This is a genomic window from Thiosulfatihalobacter marinus, from assembly GCF_016019955.1.
Classification (GTDB): Bacteria; Pseudomonadota; Alphaproteobacteria; order Rhodobacterales; family Rhodobacteraceae; genus Shimia; species Shimia marinus_A.
The window spans coordinates 169134-186680 of record NZ_JAECRZ010000002.1; the positions used below are offsets into that span (position 1 = coordinate 169134).

Sequence of the window (17547 nt, forward strand, 5' to 3'; positions counted from 1 at the left end):
CCCGCCCGGACTCAAGGCGTGCTTGCACGCCGCCGGGCAGCGATGCCCGACAGCCCCATGGGCGGGCGCTGCCCGGCTCCGATCAGTACGCGTTCATCGTCAGAAGCTCGTATTCCGCGACCATCTCGTCATCCTGATTGGTCAGGGACACGTGCCAGCGCACTTCGCCATAATCGTCGTTGCGTCTGGTCTTTTTGCGGACCGTCAGCCGCACCTTGATGCTGTCGCCTGCCGACACCGGCTTCATGAAGCGCAGCCCGTCCAGCCCGGTATTGGCCAGAACCGGGCCTTCGTCCGGTTCCACGAACAGCCCGGCGGCAAAGCTGAGCAGCAGGTAGCCATGCGCCACGCGGCCCGGAAAGAACGGGTTCCGGCGCGCGGCGGCGTCGTCCATATGGGCATAGAACGTGTCGCCGGTGAATTCGGCGAAATGTTCGATATCCTCCAGCGTAACGGTACGCGGCGCGGTGTGCAGGGTTTCGCCGATCGACAAGTCGCCAAAGCGGCGGGTGAAAGGGTGCGCCGCGTTGGTGATCTCGGTCGCGCCGGGCACCCAGGTGCCGCCAATGGCCGTAAGAATGTCGGGGCTGCCCTGGATGGCGGTGCGCTGCATGTAATGTTTCACGCCGCGAATGCCGCCCAGTTCCTCGCCCCCTCCGGCGCGGCCGGGACCGCCATGCACCATGTGGGGCAGGGGCGAGCCGTGGCCGGTGCTTTCCTTCATCGAGTCGCGGTTGTTGAAATAGATGCGCCCATGGAAGGCGCCCGCGCCCATGGCAACGCTGCGCGCCACGGATGGGTCACGGGTGATGCAGGAGGTGACAAGCGAGCCCTGGCCCTTGTTGGCCAGTTCGATGGCGTGATCGAGATCCCGGTAGCCCATGATCGTGGAGACCGGGCCAAACGCCTCGGTGTCATGCACGCGGGTGGCGCTGTCGGGATTGGCGCAATGAAACAGCATGGGCGGCACGAAGGCGCCTTTTTCCGCATCGGCCCCGTCCACGGTGAAATTGTCGGGATCGCCAAAGACGCGCTCGGCCTCGGTGCCGATCAGCGCCGCCTTGTCCAGCACGTCGCGTTTCTGCGCGGCGCAGACCAGCGCGCCCATGCGGGTGGTGTCCAGCCGGGGATCGCCGATCACGATCTTGGAGAGCCGATCAGAGAGCGCGCTGATCAGCGGCTGGATAGTGGTTTCCGGCGCGATGATGCGGCGGATGGCGGTGCATTTCTGGCCCGCCTTGGCGGTCATTTCGCGGCTGACCTCTTTGATGAACAGGTCGAATTCCGGCGTTCCGGGCGCGGCGTCCGGGCCCAGGATCGAGGCATTCAGGCTGTCGGCCTCGCAGGTGAAGCGGGTGTTGTTTTGCAGGATCAGCGGATTGGAGCGCAGTTTCAGCGCGGTGTCGGCAGAGCCGGTAAAGGCGACCGCGTCCTGGCAGGTGAGGTGGTCGAGCATATCGCCAAGCCCGCCCGACACCAGTTGCAGCGCACCGGGGGGCAGGAGGCCGGAGTCGAGCATGAGGCGCACGCAAAGTTCGGTCACGTAGCAGCTGTTGGTGGCGGGTTTCACGATGGCCGGAACGCCTGCAAGCAGGGTGGGGGCAAGTTTTTCCAACATGCCCCAGACCGGGAAGTTGAAGGCGTTGATATGGATGGCGGCGCCTTGTAGCGGGGTGCAGATATGCAGGCCCTGGAAAGTGCCGTTGCGCGACAGCTGTTCGACCTCGCCGTCGAGATAGACGTGCGAATCGGGCATTTCCTTGCGGCCCTTGGAGGCAAAGACCAGCATCGTGCCGATGCCGCCGTCGATATCGATCAGGTGGTCGGACTGGGTGGCGCCGGTGTCAAAGGACAGATCATACAGCGCCTGACGGTGATCACGCAGATGCAGGGCCAGCGCCTTGAGCATCCGGGCGCGGTCATGAAAGGTGAGGGCGCGCAGCGCGGGGCCGCCGACTGTGCGGGCATGATCCAGCATGGCCTCAACGTCGAGCGCGTCATTGCCGGCGGTGGCGATCACCTTGCCGGTGATGGCGCTGGCGATGTTGCGCGCCCCGGCGCCGGGGGCGATCCATTGGCCGGCGGCAAAGCTGGAGATGGTGTGAACGGTCATGGGTTTGGTCCTCAGGTCAGTGTGGCGGGCAGGCGGGCGTAGCCGCGAAAGCGGATGCGGCCCCCGCGCCGGGCGCCAGCGGTCAGGGTGTAATTCGGGTAGCGTTGCAGAAAGCGGCCCACGGCGATGCGCCCCTCCATGCGGGCCAGCGTCAGGCCGACACAGGTATGGGGGCCACCGGCAAAGGCCAGGTGCTTGTTGGGGCGGCGATCCAGCTGCATTTCGTCGGGGGTGTCGAACTGGCGCGGATCGCGGTTGGCGCCGCCCATGCACAGATGCAGGTCGGTGCCCGCCGGGATAGTGACGCCGTGCAGGGCAACGGGCCGGGTGGTCAGGCGGTTGCCGAATTGGTTGGGGCTTTCCAGGCGCAGGAATTCATCGACGGCGGTGGTGATGAGATCCGGATTGGCCAGAAGCGCGGCGCGTTTGTCCGGGTGCTGATCCAGAAGCGCCAGCGCGTTGCCGATCAGGTTGGTGGTGGTTTCGTGGCCGGCGTTCAGGATGAAGATGCAGTTCTGGTAAAGCTCCACCTCGGTCAGGTGATCGCCTGTCGTCTGCATCAGGCGGGTGAGCACATCGGTTTCCGGATCGCCCGGATGCGCGCGGCGGTCCTGGATGATGTCGCGCAGGAAGGTCTTGAAATCGGTGACTGCGGCGTTGCCGCGTTCCAGCTGTTCCGGTGTCAGCGCCGGTTCCAGCGCGCCCAGAATGGCCAGCGACCAGTCGCGCAGCGGGCCACGCCTGTCGCGGGGGATGCCGAGAAGATTGCCGATCACCTCGATCGGGATGGCACCGGCGAAGGCGGTGATCAGTTCCACCCCGGCCATTCCGGCCATGTCGTCCAGGAGCGAGTCGACCAGCGTGATCAGCCCCGGCTCCATCCGGGCCAGCGCGCGCGGGTTCATCGCGCCCACCATCACCTTGCGCACGCGGGTGTGCAGCGGCGGGTCGTTGAAGACAAGCGAATTGGTGTGGTGTTCGAATAGCGGCGAGTCGGGGCCGAATTTCGGGGCGAAGATCGCTTTCTTGTCCGAGATGAACGTATCGGTGTCGCGGTAGACCATATCCAGATCGTCGTAGCGCGACAGGATGAACGACCCGTCCGGCTGGGCACAGACGGGGGCCTCTTCGCACAGGCGTGCGTAAACCGGATAGGGATTGTCGTGAAACCCTTCGGGCAGGGCTGTCAGCGTCAGGATGTCAGACATGTGCGCGCGCCTCCCCGGGTGCGGAATCGTCGGTGGGTTATTTATTGACCAACCGTTCGGTTTATGCAAGAAAAAGGTCAACGCTGTGACGGGGGAGGCATCATGAGCGAGACGATTCTGGCGACGGACCATGGCACCTGGGTGGAGGTGACGCTGAACCGGCCCGAGCGGCTGAACAGTTTTACCGACGAGATGCACCTGGCGTTGCGGGCCACCCTGGAAGGGGCCTGGGACAATGGTGCACGCGCGATCCTGTTGACAGGCGCGGGGCGCGGTTTCTGCGCCGGGCAGGATCTGGGCGATGTCGATCCGGCCCAGGCGGCGGAACCGGTGGATCTGAGCGACACGATCCGCACCTATTACGCCCCGCTGATCCGGCTGTTGCGCGATATGGACATGCCGGTGGTCTGCGCGGTGAATGGCGTGGCGGCGGGCGCGGGAGCGAATATCGCGCTGGCCTGTGACATTGTGCTGGCCGGGCAAAGCGCGAAATTCATCCAGTCTTTCGTGAATGTCGGGCTGGTGCCGGATGCCGGGGGCACCTGGGCGCTGACCCGGCTTTTGGGCGAGGCACGCGCCAAGGCACTGGCGATGACCGGCGCGCCGGTGACGGCGGCGCAGGCGGCGGACTGGGGCATGATCTGGCAGGCGTTGCCGGATGACGAATTGATGGACGCGGCGCGCGGGCTGACGGCGCAACTGGCCAATGGGCCGACCGTGGGGTTGGGGCTGACCAAGGCCGCGATCCAGGCGGCCAGCACCAACCCGCTGGAGGCGCAGCTGGAGCTGGAAGCCGAGTGTCAGAAGCAATGCGGGTACAGCGCGGATTACGCCGAGGGCGTTTCGGCCTTTCTGAACAAACGCAAACCGAATTATCAGGGCCGCTGAGAGCATGACGCCGAAACGACGCGCCGAAAAAGCCGCCGCCGCAATGTGGGCCACCGACCGCGCCAGCCAGCACATGGGCATGGCGATCACCGCCATGGACGAGGGGCGGGCGACGCTGACGATGACGGTGCGCCCCGAGCATTGCAACGGCCATGGCATCTGTCATGGCGGCGTGACCTTTATGTTGGCCGACAGCGCCTTTGCCTTTGCGTGCAACAGCCGCAACCTGTCCACGGTCGCCCAGCACAACATGATCAGTTATCTTGCGCCGGGGCGCGCGGGCGACGTGCTGACCGCCGAGGCGCATGAGGTCACACAGACCGGGCGCAGCGGAATTTACGATGTAACCGTGACCAATCAGGAGGGCACCCTGATCGCCGAGTTCCGTGGGTTCTCGCGCCAGATCAAGGGTCAGTTGTTCGACGAATAGTCGAGGAGGAGAGACATGCAGGATTTGACACCCCCCCGGGAGATTCTGGACCCGATCGAGATTGCCTCGATCGACGAGATCCGCGCGTTGCAGCTTGGGCGGCTGAAATGGTCGCTGCGTCACGCCTATGACAATGTGCCGATGTACAGGGCGCGGTTTGACGAGGCCGGGGTGCACCCGGATGACCTGCAAACCCTGGGCGATCTGGCGAAGTTTCCGTTCACCTACAAGAACGATCTGCGCGACAATTACCCGTTTGGCCTGTTTGCCGTGCCGCGCTCGGACATCATCCGGCTGCACGCCTCGTCAGGCACCACGGGCAAGCCGACGGTGGTGGGCTATACCGCCAATGACATCAGCAACTGGGCCGATCTGGTGGCGCGCAGTTTGCGCGCGTCGGGGCTGCGCAAGGGCGATATGGTGCACAATGCCTATGGCTATGGGTTGTTCACCGGCGGGCTGGGCGCGCATTACGGGATCGAGCGGCTGGGCGCGACGGTGGTGCCTATGTCGGGCGGGCAAACCGAAAAGCAGGTCGGGCTGATCACCGATTTCAAACCCGACGGGATCATGGTGACGCCGTCCTATATGCTTAACATTCTTGAACAATATCACAAGGTTGGCATGGATCCGCGCGCCTGTTCGCTGAAGGTGGGAGTGTTTGGCGCCGAGCCCTGGACCGATGCGATGCGCAAGGAGGTCGAGGCGGCGTTCGATATGCACGCGGTCGACATCTATGGTCTGTCGGAAATCATGGGGCCGGGCGTGGCCAATGAATGTGTGGAAACCAAGGATGGCCCGGTGATCTGGGAAGACCATTTCCTGCCCGAGATCATTGATCCGGCCACCGGAGAGGTGCTGCCCGATGGCGAAATGGGCGAGCTGGTCTTTACCACGCTGACCAAGGAAGGGTTGCCGATGATCCGCTATCGCACCCGCGACCTGACCCGGCTGTTGCCCGGCACCGCGCGGTCCATGCGGCGGATGGAAAAGATCACCGGGCGCAGTGACGACATGATCATCCTGCGCGGCGTGAACGTGTTCCCGAGCCAGGTGGAAGAGCAGGTTCTGGCCACCGGCGGCCTGGCGCCTTATTACCAGATCGAGCTGTACAAATCGGGCCGGATGGACGCGATGCGCGTTTATGTCGAGGCCAACCCGGATGCGGCGGACAACCTGTCCAAGACCGCCTCGGCGCGGATGCTGACCAAGCGGATCAAGGATATCGTTGGCGTTTCCACCGAGATCATCGTAGGCGATCCCGGCGAGGTGGAACGCAGCCAGGGCAAGGCCAAGCGCGTTGTCGACAACCGCCAAAAGGAGTGAGCCGTGGCCCGGACAATTGCAAAAGACCACGATCAGAAGCGTGACAATATCCTGACAGCCGCCGCCAGGGTGTTTGCCAACGAGGGGTTCGACCGGGCGTCGATGGCGATGCTGGCGCGCGATTGCGGGATTTCGAAGGCCAATATCTATCACTATTACGACAGCAAGGATGCCATTCTGTATGACATTCTGGAGACCTATCTGAGCGCGCTGCGCGACCGGATTTGTGGCATTGATCTTGGGGGGCTGACGCCGCAGGACAAGGTGCATCGTGTGATCCGGGAAATCCTGATGGCCTATCAGGGCGCGGATGACGAACACCGGGTACAGATCAACGGGGTGGCGATGCTGCCGCCGGAGCAGCAAAAGGTGCTGCGTGGCTATCAGCGCGATATGGTGGTGTTTCTGGGGGATGTGCTGCGCGAGGCCGCGCCCGAGGTGTTTGCCGGGGATGCCGCCAAGTTGCGCGGGGCGGTGATGTCGGTCTACGGGATGCTGAACTGGTACTACATGTGGCAATCCGGGGCGGGCAAGCAGGCGCGCGAGGATTATGCGCGGCTGGTCAGCGATCTGACGCTGAAAGGTGTTGGCGGTTTGTGACGGGCACCAGGCGATTTCGAAATCGCCTGGCCGCGTTGTTTGCAACCGCCCTGGCCGGGCGCCGCGCGGGTCAGCCCGCCTTCAGGCCCATATTTTCCAGAACGGCCCCGGTTTCCGCCGCCCAACGGGATTTCAGATCCATATTGGGTGTGCGGCGCAGGCCCATCTTTTTCAGGCTGTCGAACCTGGCCGATTCCGCCGACCCGAACGAGGCCGCCACGCGGGGCCACCAGTAATTGATGCTGGCCTGCGCGCCCGTGGTGCCGGCTTCGGCCAGTTTCACAAGCCCTTCTTCGGCCAGTTCGGAGTGGCGCGCCTCGATCGGGGCGATGGCGCGGAAGGCTTCGGCCAGCGGCTGATAGGAGACCATGGCGAATTCCGCCAGTTGCACCGTCACGGCGCGCCCCATCAGCAGGTTCATGACCACCGCGTCGGTCCAGCCCTCAAGCGGGTAGTTGAACACCGCCAGGCGCATGTCGTGATCGCCGCGGCTGGCGCCGATATCGGCGTTGCGCTCCAGCCGGGCCGTCCAGGGATGGTGGTTGGCATAGCGATCGCTGTCCACGCCGAACTCGGCCATGATTTTCAGCACGCGGTTGGCGTTGTCGGTTTTCTCCAGCACGATCTTGGCGGCGGCGATGCGTTCCTTGATGCCGGGGCCGGCGTTGATCACATCGGCAAATCCGGCGGCACCGGCCAGTTCGCTGTCGACAAAGGTTGTCATCAGCTTCATCAGTTCGGCGCGATAACGCGGCGGCACGTTCATCGGGTTGGTCAGCACGCCGCCCTGGGCGAGGTAGCTGTCGAGGCTCATCTCTTGGGTCATTGTCGTTCCTCCCTTACTGGTCGTAGTCGACAACGACGTTGTCGGTGACGGGATAGGACTGGCAGGAGAGGACATAGCCCTTTTCCACCTCGTAATCCTCCAGCGCGTGGTTGGCGACCATGTCCACTTCGCCTTCCAGCACGCGGCAGCGGCAGGTCGAACAGACCCCGGCCTTGCAGGCATAGGGCGCGTCCATGTTGTTGGAGAGCGCCGCGTCAAGGAGGGATTCGTCCTTGGGCATCCGGATGGTCTGGGTTGCGCCGTCCAGCGTGATGGCGGCGGTGGCCTGATTGGCGCCCGAGGCGGCGTCCTTGCTGATTGCCTTCTTTCGGGCGCGGCCAGGCTGGGACGAGGCGAACAGCTCGAACTTGATCTGTGCGTCGGTCAGCCCGTGCGCGCGCAGCGCGGCGGCGATGCCCAGCATCATCGGCTCGGGGCCGCAGATGAAGGCGGTGTCGACAGTGTCGATGTCGATCCAGCCGGTCCGGAACAGCTGGCCGCATTTGTCCTCGGTGACAAGGCCGGTGAAAAGATCGATTTCCTGGGCGTCGGTTTCCAGCACATGGATCACGTTGAAACGGCCCATATAGATGTTTTTCAGGTCTTCCAGTTCCTCGCGGAACATGATCGTGTTCACGCCCTTGTTGGCATAGACCAGCGTGAAGGTGCTGTTTGGTTCGCGCGCCAGCGTGGTTTTCAAGATCGACAGGACCGGGGTGATGCCGGACCCGCCGGCAAAGCCGAGATATTGTTTCTCGTTGGCGGGATCGAGATCGGCAAAGAAGCTGCCCATCGGGGGCATGGCCTGTACCGTGTCGCCGACATTCAGCTGTTCATTGGCCCAGGTCGAAAACGCGCCGCCATCGACGCGCTTGATGCCCACCTGAAGGATACCATCGTCCCGGCCCGCGCAGATCGAGTAAGAGCGGCGCAGTTCCTCGCCGTCGAACTCGCGGCGGAAGGTCAGGTACTGGCCCTGGGTAAAGTCAAACGCGGCGGCAGAGCCGTTGGCCGGTTTCAGGGTGACGACAACGGCGTCGCGGATGGTCTTGCGGATGTCGGTGACTTCCAGATCGTGAAAACGTGCCATGGGGCTCCTCCCTCAGATGCACTTGAAATATTCAAAGGGTTCAAGGCAGTCGCGGCAGCGCCACTGGGCCTTGCACGGGGTCGAGCCGAACTGGCTCAGTTTTTCCAGGTGATCGCCGCCGCAGCGGGGGCAGCGCTGGGGGCCGCCCGCCGGTTGGGGCGGGGCGATGCCGTAATCCTCCAGAGCGGCGCGCGCCTTTTGCGACATCCAGTCGGTGGTCCAGGCCGGGCTGATCTGTTGCGTCAGCCTGATCTTGTCCAGCCCGTGATCGCGCAGGCAGGTCTCGATATCCATGTTGATCATCGAGGTCGCCGGGCAGCCGGAATAGGTGGGGGTGACGGCGACCACACAGGTGTCGCCGTCAAAAGTCACGTCGCGCACGATGCCCAGATCGACAATCGTGATCACCGGGATTTCCGGGTCGGGGATGGTTTCCAGCCATTCCCAGACCTGTTTGACACTTGGCCGGGTCATATTGTTGCTCCTTGCGCGGTTGGGCGGGGGCGGAATTTTTACAAAAATTCCGGGCCGTTTTCTTTGAAAGAAAACGGTGCCCCCATCAGCGCGCTACCATTCACAGCCCGGATAGGCGCGTTGCAGCCATTGCATATTGGCCAGCATGTGGCCCAGATGTTCGGTATGCATCCGACCCGTGCGCCCCCCCTTGTGGGTGAACGGGCTGTCGGGACGTGTCAGCGTGGCCTCGGCCAGGACCCGGCCCACCAGCGCGTCAAAATCGGCGCGCAGGGATGCCGGATCGGGCGCGATGCCGGCTTCGGCCATGGCGGTGTCCACCGCATCGCTTTCGAACATCTCGCCCACATAGGGCCAGAGATAATCGAGCGCGACCTGCATCCGTTTGTGGCTTTCGGCGGTTCCGTCGCCCAGTCCCACAACCGTGTCGGCCGAGCGTTCCACGTGATAGGCCACTTCCTTGGAGGCCTTGGCGGCGATGCCGGCCACGGTTTCGTCCGACGATTTGATCAGCCGGCCCATCAGAACGGACTGGTAGGCATCGAACAGGAACTGGCGCAGCAGGGTGCGGCCGAAATCGCCGTTGGGCAATTCGCAGAGCAGCACGTTGCGGAAATCCCAGGCATCGCGCAGAAAGGCGAGGTCATCCGCGCTCTTGCCATCGCCCTGAACCTGCGCCGCATAGCCCAGCCACATCTGCGCCTGGCCGATCAGGTCCAGCGCGGTGTTGGCCAGGGCGATGTCTTCTTCCAGGATCGGCGAGTGGCCGCACCATTCGGACACGCGGTGGCTGAGGACGAGGGTGTTGTCCCCCGTACGAAGCAGGAATTGCAGCAGTTTTTCGGTATCGGCGGCCATCACATATGCCCCACTTCTTCGGGGATGTCGAAAAAGGTCGGGTGGCGGTAGACCTTTGATTCCGAGGGTTCAAACAGCGGGCCCTTGTCGCCGGGCGCGGTGGCGGCGATGTGTCTGGCCTCGACCACCCAGATCGACACGCCTTCGTTGCGGCGGGTGTACACGTCGCGGGCGTTCTTGATCGCCATTTCGGCGTCCGGCGCGTGCAGGCTGCCAACGTGCCGGTGGCTCATGCCATGCTGGCCGCGGATGAAGATTTCCCAGAGGGGCCATTCGTTTTTCATGTCGCTTTCCCTTCCTGACAGGTGGGTTTTCTCCTCCGCCCTTGCGGGTGTCGTCGCGGGGACGCCCGCAAGGGCGGATGAGCGGATTTCGTGATTATTCTGCCGCAACCTTGCGGGCGGCCTTCTTGCGGGCATGTTCCATCAGCCCGTCGCGCACCCATTGGCCGTCTTCCCAGGCTTTCACACGGGCATTCATCCGGTCCACGTTGCAGGGGCCGTTGCCCTTGATCACGTTGAAGAACTCGCTCCAGTCGGGATCGGAGAAATCATAGTGGCCGCGCTCCTGGTTCCACTTTATACCGGGATCGGGCAGGTCCAGCCCAAGATATTCGATCTGCGGCACGGTCTGATCCACGAATTGCTGGCGCAGTTCGTCGTTGGACTTGACCTTGATCTTCCAGGCCATCGACTGTTCCGAGTGGGTGGAGTCACTGTCATTGGGGCCGAACATCATGATCGCGGGGAACCACAGGCGATTGACCGCGTCCTGGGCCTGGCGTTTTTGTTCCGGCGTGCCAAAGGCCATTTTCATGATCGCGTGATAGCCTTGGCGGGCGTGAAAGCTCTCTTCCTTGCAGATGCGGATCATGGCGCGCGAATAGGGGCCATAGGAGGTGCGTTGCAGCGCCACCTGGTTGACGATCGCCGCCCCGTCCACCAGCCAGCCCACGGCGCCTATATCGGCCCAGTTCAGCGTGGGATAGTTGAAGATCGAGGAATATTTCATGCGGCCGGCGTGCAGCATTTCGACCATGTCGTCGCGGGTCACGCCCAGGGTTTCGGCGGCGGAATACAGGTAAAGCCCGTGGCCGGCCTCGTCCTGGACCTTGGCCAGCAGGATCATCTTGCGTTCCAGCGTGGGCGCGCGGGTGATCCAGTTGCCTTCGGGCAGCTGGCCGACCACTTCGGAATGGGCGTGCTGGCCGATCTGGCGGATCAGCGTCTTGCGGTAGTCGTCCGGCATCCAGTCGCGCGGTTCGATCTTGATGTCATTGTCGATCTTGTCCTGGAACGCGCGTTCCTCGGGCGACATCTCGTCCCGCGATTTCACACCGTTCGAGGCGGTCTTGATCATCTGTGCATACATTGGGGTCTCCTCCCATTATGACTTCGTGCAGCCCGCTTTGAAAACCGGAGCCCGGTTTTCGGGCCGCACCCTTACACACGTTCCAGGATCAGGGCGGTGCCCTGACCAACACCGACGCACATGGTGCAAAGCGCATAGCGCCCGCCGGTGCGTTGCAACTGATAGGCGGCTGTCAGCACCAGGCGGGCGCCCGACATGCCCAGCGGGTGGCCGATCGCGATCGCGCCGCCGTTGGGATTCACATGGGGTGCGTCATCGGCCACGCCAAGGTCGCGCAGCGTCGCCAGGCCCTGGCTGGCAAATGCCTCGTTCAATTCTATCACATCCATCTGATCGATGCTCAGCCCGGTGCGGGCCAGCACCTTGCGGGTTGCCGGGACCGGGCCGATGCCCATCACGCGGGGTTCCACGCCGGCGGCGGCCATGGCCACCACGCGGGCCATCGGTGTCAGGCCGTTCTGCGCGGCGGCGGCTTCGGTGGCCATGAGGATCGCGGCGGCGCCGTCGTTGACACCCGAGGCATTGCCCGCCGTTACTGTCAGGTCGGGGCCGTTCACCCCCTTGAGTTTGCTTAGCTTTTCGGCGTCGGTGCCGGGGCGGGGATGTTCGTCGGTGTCGACGACGATGGGATCGCCCTTGCGCTGGGGCACGGCGACCGGGGTGATCTCGTCCGCGAAGACACCCGCCGCGTGCGCAGCGGCCCAGCGGGCCTGGCTGCGGGCGGCGAAGGCGTCCTGGTCTTCGCGGCTGATGTTGAACTCGGCGGCGACGTTGTCGGCGGTTTGGGGCATGGAATCAGTGCCATACATCGCCTGCATCTTCTTGTTCACGAAACGCCAGCCGATGGTGGTGTCATAGACCGCGTTGGCACGGGAAAAGGCGCTGGTCGCCTTGGGCATGACAAAGGGCGCGCGGCTCATGCTTTCGACACCGCCGGCGATCGCCATGTCATAGTCACCCGCCTTCAGCGCGCGCGCGGCCATGCCCACGGCATCCATGCCCGAGGCGCACAGCCGGTTGATCGTGGTGCCGGGCACGTCGGTGGGCAGCCCGGCCAGCAGCGCGGCCATGCGCGCCACGTTGCGGTTGCTTTCCCCGGCCTGGTTGGCATCGCCATAGATCACATCGTCGATGCGGGCCCAGTCCACTTGCGGGTTGCGCGCGATCAGCGCGGCGATCGGCAGCGCGGCCAGATCGTCGGTGCGGATCGACGAAAGCGCGCCACCGTAGCGCCCGATCGGGGTGCGTGTGGCGTCGCAGATGAATGCGTCCCCGGACTCTGCCATGAATACTCCTCCTCGCCGGTCCCGCTTGATAATCCGACCGCACGGTTGGGATATCGCGGAAAGCGATTCGGTGCAATAGAGAAGTTACAGTTGTTAAGTAGTTTTGCGGAATGCGTAACGTATCCCTGCGTGCCGCCGCGCCGGTCCGGCGCGGCGTTTCCTTGTCAGAGCTGGCGCGCCAGATCCAGCAGGCCAGGATTGTCTGGCACACGGGCCAACGCTTCGGCCAGAACCTTGCGGGCCTCGGTTGGCCCGCCCCGCGCGGCAGCGAGCCGCACCAACATGACCCAGGCGTCGGCCTGTTGCGGGTCAAGTCTTACCACGGTGCGGAACGCGGCTTCGGCGGCGGGGAAATTGCGCTGCGTCAGCGAAATTCCGGCGATCTGGATATGCGCTTCGGGAAAATCCAGCTGTTCGCCCAGAACGCGGCTCAGCGTGCCGGACGCGGCGCGATAGGCGGGGCGCAAGGCGGCGGGGGCGGTGTTGGCCGGAATTGTCAGGATGGTTCTGGCCGCCGCCAGGCGCACGTTGCGCGTGGGGTCCTCCAGCGCGGCAACAAGATAAGGCGCTGACAGGCTGGGCGGCACCGCACGCAGCGCCTGTACCGCGCTGGCCCGGATCAGCGGGTCGGGATCGTTCAGCTGGGGCGTAATGTCGTCAACGGACACCGCCTCGCCGGCGCTGGCCATGAGCCACAGGGCCGTGGCCCGTGCCAGGCTGTTCTGGTCGGCGTTGCGCGCGAGCGAGATCAGATCCGGGGCCGCCGCGGCGCTGTCATGCAGGCCCTGGGCGATGATCGTGCCGGAATGCGGCTGGGTCCAGGCGCCCTGCGGGTACCAGCCTGCGATCGTGTCGGCCGCCCATTCCGGGGATTTGTCGACATGGCAGGTGGTGCAGGCATCGGGTGCGCCGGTCTCTCTGAAGAGATCGGGGCGCGGAATGCGGAAGCTGTGATCGCGCCGCCCGTCTGTTCCCATATACGTTCGCTCGATCATGTGGCAGTTCACACATTGCGCCCCCTCGGTATTCTCGGGATGGCGGGTGTGGGCGGGGCTGTCGTATTCGGCCAGGGGCAGCGACGGGAAATCCGGGTTGCCGGCGGGAGAGTGGCATTGCGCGCACAAGGCGTTGTCGGTCGCGATCCGCTTTGTGCTGTGGGGGTTGTGGCAATCAACGCAATTCACACCCTTGGCGTACATCTTCGACTGCAGGAACGAGCCGTAGACATAAACTTCGTCCCGGATCTGTCCGTCCGGAAAATACGTGCCGTCCCTGAGCAGCGAGAGGTTGTAGGAATCGTGAAAGCCGGTGCCGGGGCGGGGGCTTTTGCTGTTCAGGGCTTCGCGGCGCGAATGGCAGGTGGCGCATTGCTCCAGCCCGCTGGAGCGGTCCGAGAAATCGACGGTAAAGCCATAGGTGTCTGATGCCGGGGCGCCGGAATTCACCTGCTCCAGATGCGTCCTGCCGGGGCCGTGGCAGGCCTCGCAGCCGACACCGATTTCGGACTGGGTTGAGGCATAGCTGTCGGTTTCAAGCTCGTAGTTCTTGGAGAAATTGGTGGCATGGCATTCGGCGCAGCGCGCGTTCCAGTTCTTGTAGGGGCCGGTCCAGTGCAGCCCGTCATCGGGGGGCAGATCCTGATCGGGGTATAGGTGATACCATTCACGTTTTTCGACATCCCAGACCACATCAAAGCTTTGCAGCCGGCCGGGTTCGGTTTGCAGGATCAGCTGTTCCAGCGGCGCCACCCCGCCGACCGAATGCACGGGATATTCGGTGGTCACGCCGTCCTTTTCGGTGACGCGCACCAGGCGGGTATCGCCATCCATCAGGAATTCGGCCCGCATCCCGTCCAGTTCGAACACTTCGCCCTGAAACGCCCCGCGCAGCATGTCCGGCCCCGGCATGCGCCAGGCGTTGGCATGATCCGAATTGGACCAGTCGTCGGTTTCGGCGACATGGCAATCGGCGCAGGCGGATGACCCGACATACCCGTCCTTCTGGGCCAGGGCGGCCATTGGCGTAAGGACCAAGAGAAGCAGGGTGGCGCAAAATCTGGAGAAGGGTGCAAGGAATTGAGTCATAATGGGTGTCCGTGAAATCTGCGGGTGTTCCGCCGGGTTTGGCCGGGGCCTGCGACGGGCTTTGCCCGGCATTGGCGGAGGGTGGTGTTGCCCGCCACGTTAGGCCGGTGGCGCGGACCTTGCCAAGCGGCGAATTCCCAACCAGCGCCGGATCGGACTGAAACGTGTCAATTGCGCCCGACAGATGCGCCCGACAGATGCGCCAGGACCAAGGTGTGGCCCGGGCCGGGCTATTGCGGCGCCCCGGGGAATACCCTGAACCAGTCGGCGGCCATGTCGACCAGCAGCCAGCCGCGCGCGCCCGCCTCGTCCTGACCCCGGTTCAGCACGCCGATATGGCCCTCGCGGTCATAGGCGAACTCGCGCTCTGCGTCGGTGTGGTGCACGAGCAGCCCAAGGCGCGCGCCGGTGCCGGCGGTGGTGAATTCCAGCATCTGGAAATCGCCGTCCGAGTTGCCCGCGGCCAGGATCGGGCGGCGCCCGATATTTTGCATGATGCCCACGGGTTTGCCCTCTTTGTCGTCGACAAAGAACAACGCGCCGCCCTTGACGATCGTCGGCACACCGTCAACCACCTCGTAGCGCGAGGTCGTGGACGAGCCGATCACCTGTTCGGGCGGGATGCCGTAAACCTCTTGGGCAAAGACCCGGATGAACTGAACACCGCCGCCGGACACGATATAGGTGGCAAAGCCTTCGTCGCGCAGATAGCGGAGCAGTTCCAGCATGGGCTGATAGACCATTTCGTCATAGCGCATCCCGGTGGTGGGGTGGCGCGCCTCGTTCAGCCAGGCGGCCACGTCGGCCCGGAACCGATCCAGCGGCATGTCGGCATGAGAGGCGCGCAGCACCTCGATCAAACCGTCCTTGCCGGTGGCCAGTAACGCCTTGTAATCCCGGGCGGCGGCGGCCCGAAGTGCGTCGGTGGTCAGGATCGACGGATCGGCGGCGCCAAGTTTGGCGACCTGATCCACGGCAAATATCAGCTGGAAATAGACCGGCTGTTCGGCCCAGAGCGTGCCGTCATTGTCAAAGGTCGCGACACGTTCGGCGGGGGTGACGTAATCGGGGCTGTCCGGATTGGTCACGGTTTCAACAAACGAGATGATACGCGCCTTGGCGTTTGTGTCGTTCCACGAGGGCAGCGGATCGGCAAGGGCAAGGGCCGGGGCGGCGGCCAGCGCAAGGGCCAGAAGAAATGGTTTCATGGCGGTTGATCCTGAAATCTGGATTGGACGACGGTGAAACGGGGCGGGCTTTGGCGCCCGCCCCGTAAGGTTCGTGATCGGCTGACAGGCCGGTTTACGGCGCGCCCGGAGGGGAAGTCAGCTTCTCCATGACCTTGTCCAGGCTGAACGACGCGGCCTCTTGCCGGGGCGGGTAATCCTTGAAGGATTCAAGGAACTGAGCCACGAAGGCCTGGGCCGGCACCAGCATGTAGGCGCGGTCGATCATCCAGTCATAATAGGTGTTGGACGTGCGATAGCCTCGCTCGTATGGGTCACGACGCAGGTTGGCGATCAGCGGAACGCGCAGCTCGGTCAGGGGCTCCATCCAGGCCCGGAACGTGGCCCATTCCTTTTGCTCCAGGAAGGTGATCTTCCAGTCGCCAAAGCGCAACGCGGCCAGGTCGCCATCATCCGTGAAGTAGAAGATTTCCTTGCGCGGGCTTTCATCGGTTTCGCCGGTCAGCATCGGCAGGATGTTGTAACCGTCCAGATGCACCTTGTAGTCGCGACCGCCGCCCACTTCGGCCACGGTGACGCCATCCAGCAGATCCTGCTTGATGGTGTCATTCCCGGCCGCCGCCAGGAAGGTTGGCAGCCAGTCCATATGGTGCACGATCTCGTTGGAGACAGCGCCCTGGGCAATCTTGCCGGGCCAGCGCACCATGGCGGGCACGCGCCAGCCGCCTTCCCACTGGGTGTTCTTTTCGCCCCAGAACGGGGTCATGCCGGCATCGGGCCAGGTGTTCATATGCGGGCCGTTGTCGGTGGAATAGAACACGATGGTGTTGTCGGCGATGCCCAGTTCGTCAAGCACGGCCAGAAATTCGCCGATATGCATGTCATGTTCGATCATCCCGGCGGTATATTCATCCACCTGCTTGCCGACGATTTCATTGGCCTTGGCCCATTTCTCTTCCGAGACATGGGTGCGGAAATGCATCCGGGTGCCGGACCACCAGACAAACCAGGGCGTGCCCTCGGCCTCTTTGCGTTTGATGAAATCGACAGCGGCGGCGACGGTTTCGTCATCCACGGTTTCCATCCGCTTCTTGGTCAGCGGACCGGTATCCTCGATCATGCCATCCGCCGACGAGCGGATCACGCCACGCGGGCCGAACCGTTCGCGGAACGTGCTGCCATCGGGCATGAGCGCATCGCCGGGATAATCGATATTCTCGGGTTCTTCCTCGGCGTTGAGGTGGTAGAGATTGCCGAAGAATTCGTCAAAGCCGTTATTGGTGGGCAGGTGTTCGTCGCGGTCGCCCAAATGGTTCTTGCCAAACTGACCCGTGGCATAGCCTTCGGCCTTGAGAAGCCCGGCGATGGTGGGATCCTCGATCTGCATCCCTTCCTTGGCGCCGGGCAGGCCCACTTTGGACAGGCCGGTGCGGAACACGGACTGACCGGTGATAAAGGACGAGCGGCCCGCGGTGCAGGATTGTTCGCCGTAATAGTCTGTGAACATCATGCCTTCTTCGGCGATCCGGTCGATATTCGGGGTCTCGTAGCCCATCATGCCGCGCGTGTAGGCGGAAATATTGGACTGGCCGACATCGTCGCCCCAGATCACAAGAATATTAGGCTTTTCCTGGGCCAGCGCGGTGGATGCCGCGCCCCCCGCAATCAGCGCCGCGGCCAGGACCGGGCGCCTCAGTTTTTGCCAATTGAACATGCAAATCTCCCTGTAAAAAACGCACCCTTTCGCGAATATCGGGTCGGGTGCCGACAAAATATGTACCATCATGGGGCAGAATCGGATCAAAA

General features: G+C 63.7%; 16 protein-coding genes. 4 read left to right on the plus strand and 12 right to left on the minus strand.

What is annotated here, in order from left to right; genetic code table 11:
• Positions 1-82 precede the first annotated feature (82 nt).
• Positions 83-2113 (minus strand): phenylacetic acid degradation bifunctional protein PaaZ, encoded by a 2031-nt coding sequence (gene paaZ / locus I3253_RS03810; protein WP_197916316.1) that lies wholly within the window; start codon positions 2111-2113, stop codon positions 83-85.
• Between the two features lie 11 nt (positions 2114-2124).
• Positions 2125-3321 (minus strand): cytochrome P450, encoded by a 1197-nt coding sequence (locus tag I3253_RS03815; RefSeq protein WP_197916317.1) that lies wholly within the window; start codon positions 3319-3321, stop codon positions 2125-2127.
• Between the two features lie 102 nt (positions 3322-3423).
• Here I3253_RS03815 and paaG point away from each other — a divergent pair, with 102 nt between their 5' ends.
• From paaG to I3253_RS03835, 4 genes are read left to right on the plus strand one after another with little or no spacing between them, the layout of a single operon-like run.
• Positions 3424-4209, plus strand: a complete 786-nt coding sequence (paaG, locus tag I3253_RS03820; protein ID WP_197916318.1) for a 2-(1,2-epoxy-1,2-dihydrophenyl)acetyl-CoA isomerase PaaG — start codon at positions 3424-3426, stop codon at positions 4207-4209.
• 4 nt (positions 4210-4213) lie between these two features.
• Positions 4214-4639: a hydroxyphenylacetyl-CoA thioesterase PaaI gene (gene paaI, locus I3253_RS03825; RefSeq protein ID WP_197916319.1), complete on the plus strand. Its 426-nt coding sequence runs from the start codon at positions 4214-4216 to the stop codon at positions 4637-4639.
• 15 nt (positions 4640-4654) lie between these two features.
• Positions 4655-5965, plus strand: a complete 1311-nt coding sequence (gene paaK / locus I3253_RS03830) for a phenylacetate--CoA ligase PaaK (RefSeq protein ID WP_197916320.1) — start codon at positions 4655-4657, stop codon at positions 5963-5965.
• Positions 5966-5968: 3 nt separating this feature from the next.
• The gene (locus tag I3253_RS03835; RefSeq protein ID WP_197916321.1) at positions 5969-6565 is read left to right on the plus strand and encodes a TetR/AcrR family transcriptional regulator; all 597 of its coding nucleotides are present in this window, start codon (positions 5969-5971) and stop codon (positions 6563-6565) included.
• Between the two features lie 70 nt (positions 6566-6635).
• Here the strand turns inward: I3253_RS03835 and I3253_RS03840 are convergent, their stop codons facing one another.
• The 10 genes from I3253_RS03840 to I3253_RS03885 form a co-directional block, all read right to left on the minus strand.
• Positions 6636-7391 carry a Phenylacetic acid catabolic protein gene (locus tag I3253_RS03840; protein ID WP_197916322.1) on the minus strand — a complete coding sequence of 252 codons (756 nt, stop codon included), beginning with the start codon at positions 7389-7391 and terminating at the stop codon, positions 6636-6638.
• A 13-nt stretch (positions 7392-7404) separates the two neighbouring features.
• Positions 7405-8481: a 2Fe-2S iron-sulfur cluster-binding protein gene (locus I3253_RS03845; protein WP_197916323.1), complete on the minus strand. Its 1077-nt coding sequence runs from the start codon at positions 8479-8481 to the stop codon at positions 7405-7407.
• A 12-nt stretch (positions 8482-8493) separates the two neighbouring features.
• Positions 8494-8955 carry a 1,2-phenylacetyl-CoA epoxidase subunit PaaD gene (gene paaD / locus I3253_RS03850; protein WP_197916324.1) on the minus strand — a complete coding sequence of 154 codons (462 nt, stop codon included), beginning with the start codon at positions 8953-8955 and terminating at the stop codon, positions 8494-8496.
• Between the two features lie 93 nt (positions 8956-9048).
• Positions 9049-9813, minus strand: a complete 765-nt coding sequence (paaC, locus tag I3253_RS03855) for a 1,2-phenylacetyl-CoA epoxidase subunit PaaC (RefSeq protein ID WP_197916325.1) — start codon at positions 9811-9813, stop codon at positions 9049-9051.
• Positions 9813-10097 (minus strand): 1,2-phenylacetyl-CoA epoxidase subunit PaaB, encoded by a 285-nt coding sequence (paaB, locus tag I3253_RS03860; RefSeq protein WP_197916326.1) that lies wholly within the window; start codon positions 10095-10097, stop codon positions 9813-9815. Before paaB ends, paaC begins: the two co-directional genes overlap by 1 nt.
• A gap of 94 nt (positions 10098-10191) precedes the next feature.
• On the minus strand, positions 10192-11184 hold the full coding sequence (paaA, locus tag I3253_RS03865) for a 1,2-phenylacetyl-CoA epoxidase subunit PaaA (RefSeq protein ID WP_197916327.1): 993 nt from the start codon (positions 11182-11184) through the stop codon (positions 10192-10194).
• Positions 11185-11255: 71 nt separating this feature from the next.
• Positions 11256-12470 (minus strand): 3-oxoadipyl-CoA thiolase, encoded by a 1215-nt coding sequence (gene pcaF, locus I3253_RS03870; protein WP_197916328.1) that lies wholly within the window; start codon positions 12468-12470, stop codon positions 11256-11258.
• A gap of 164 nt (positions 12471-12634) precedes the next feature.
• Positions 12635-14554, minus strand: coding sequence for a HEAT repeat domain-containing protein (locus tag I3253_RS03875; protein WP_197916329.1), 1920 nt, complete (start codon positions 14552-14554; stop codon positions 12635-12637).
• A 230-nt stretch (positions 14555-14784) separates the two neighbouring features.
• Positions 14785-15762: an HAD family hydrolase gene (locus tag I3253_RS03880; RefSeq protein WP_197916330.1), complete on the minus strand. Its 978-nt coding sequence runs from the start codon at positions 15760-15762 to the stop codon at positions 14785-14787.
• Between the two features lie 94 nt (positions 15763-15856).
• Complete coding sequence (locus I3253_RS03885; RefSeq protein WP_197916331.1) at positions 15857-17455, minus strand: arylsulfatase; 1599 nt, start codon at positions 17453-17455, stop codon at positions 15857-15859.
• Between the last annotated feature and the right edge of the window lie 92 nt (positions 17456-17547).

Bases quoted from the DNA above. Each gene is read 5' to 3' on its own strand.
- paaA (WP_197916327.1), bottom strand. From the start codon at position 11,184: ATGTATGCACAGATGATCAAGACCGCCTCGAACGGTGTGAAATCGCGG.
- paaZ (WP_197916316.1), bottom strand. From the start codon at position 2,113: ATGACCGTTCACACCATCTCCAGCTTTGCCGCCGGCCAATGGATCGCC.
- I3253_RS03845 (WP_197916323.1), bottom strand. From the start codon at position 8,481: ATGGCACGTTTTCACGATCTGGAAGTCACCGACATCCGCAAGACCATC.
- I3253_RS03885 (WP_197916331.1), bottom strand. From the start codon at position 17,455: ATGTTCAATTGGCAAAAACTGAGGCGCCCGGTCCTGGCCGCGGCGCTG.
- paaC (WP_197916325.1), bottom strand. From the start codon at position 9,813: ATGGCCGCCGATACCGAAAAACTGCTGCAATTCCTGCTTCGTACGGGG.
- pcaF (WP_197916328.1), bottom strand. From the start codon at position 12,470: ATGGCAGAGTCCGGGGACGCATTCATCTGCGACGCCACACGCACCCCG.
- I3253_RS03875 (WP_197916329.1), bottom strand. From the start codon at position 14,554: ATGACTCAATTCCTTGCACCCTTCTCCAGATTTTGCGCCACCCTGCTT.
- paaK (WP_197916320.1), top strand. From the start codon at position 4,655: ATGCAGGATTTGACACCCCCCCGGGAGATTCTGGACCCGATCGAGATT.
- paaB (WP_197916326.1), bottom strand. From the start codon at position 10,097: ATGAAAAACGAATGGCCCCTCTGGGAAATCTTCATCCGCGGCCAGCAT.
- I3253_RS03880 (WP_197916330.1), bottom strand. From the start codon at position 15,762: ATGAAACCATTTCTTCTGGCCCTTGCGCTGGCCGCCGCCCCGGCCCTT.
- I3253_RS03840 (WP_197916322.1), bottom strand. From the start codon at position 7,391: ATGACCCAAGAGATGAGCCTCGACAGCTACCTCGCCCAGGGCGGCGTG.
- paaD (WP_197916324.1), bottom strand. From the start codon at position 8,955: ATGACCCGGCCAAGTGTCAAACAGGTCTGGGAATGGCTGGAAACCATC.
- paaI (WP_197916319.1), top strand. From the start codon at position 4,214: ATGACGCCGAAACGACGCGCCGAAAAAGCCGCCGCCGCAATGTGGGCC.
- I3253_RS03815 (WP_197916317.1), bottom strand. From the start codon at position 3,321: ATGTCTGACATCCTGACGCTGACAGCCCTGCCCGAAGGGTTTCACGAC.
- paaG (WP_197916318.1), top strand. From the start codon at position 3,424: ATGAGCGAGACGATTCTGGCGACGGACCATGGCACCTGGGTGGAGGTG.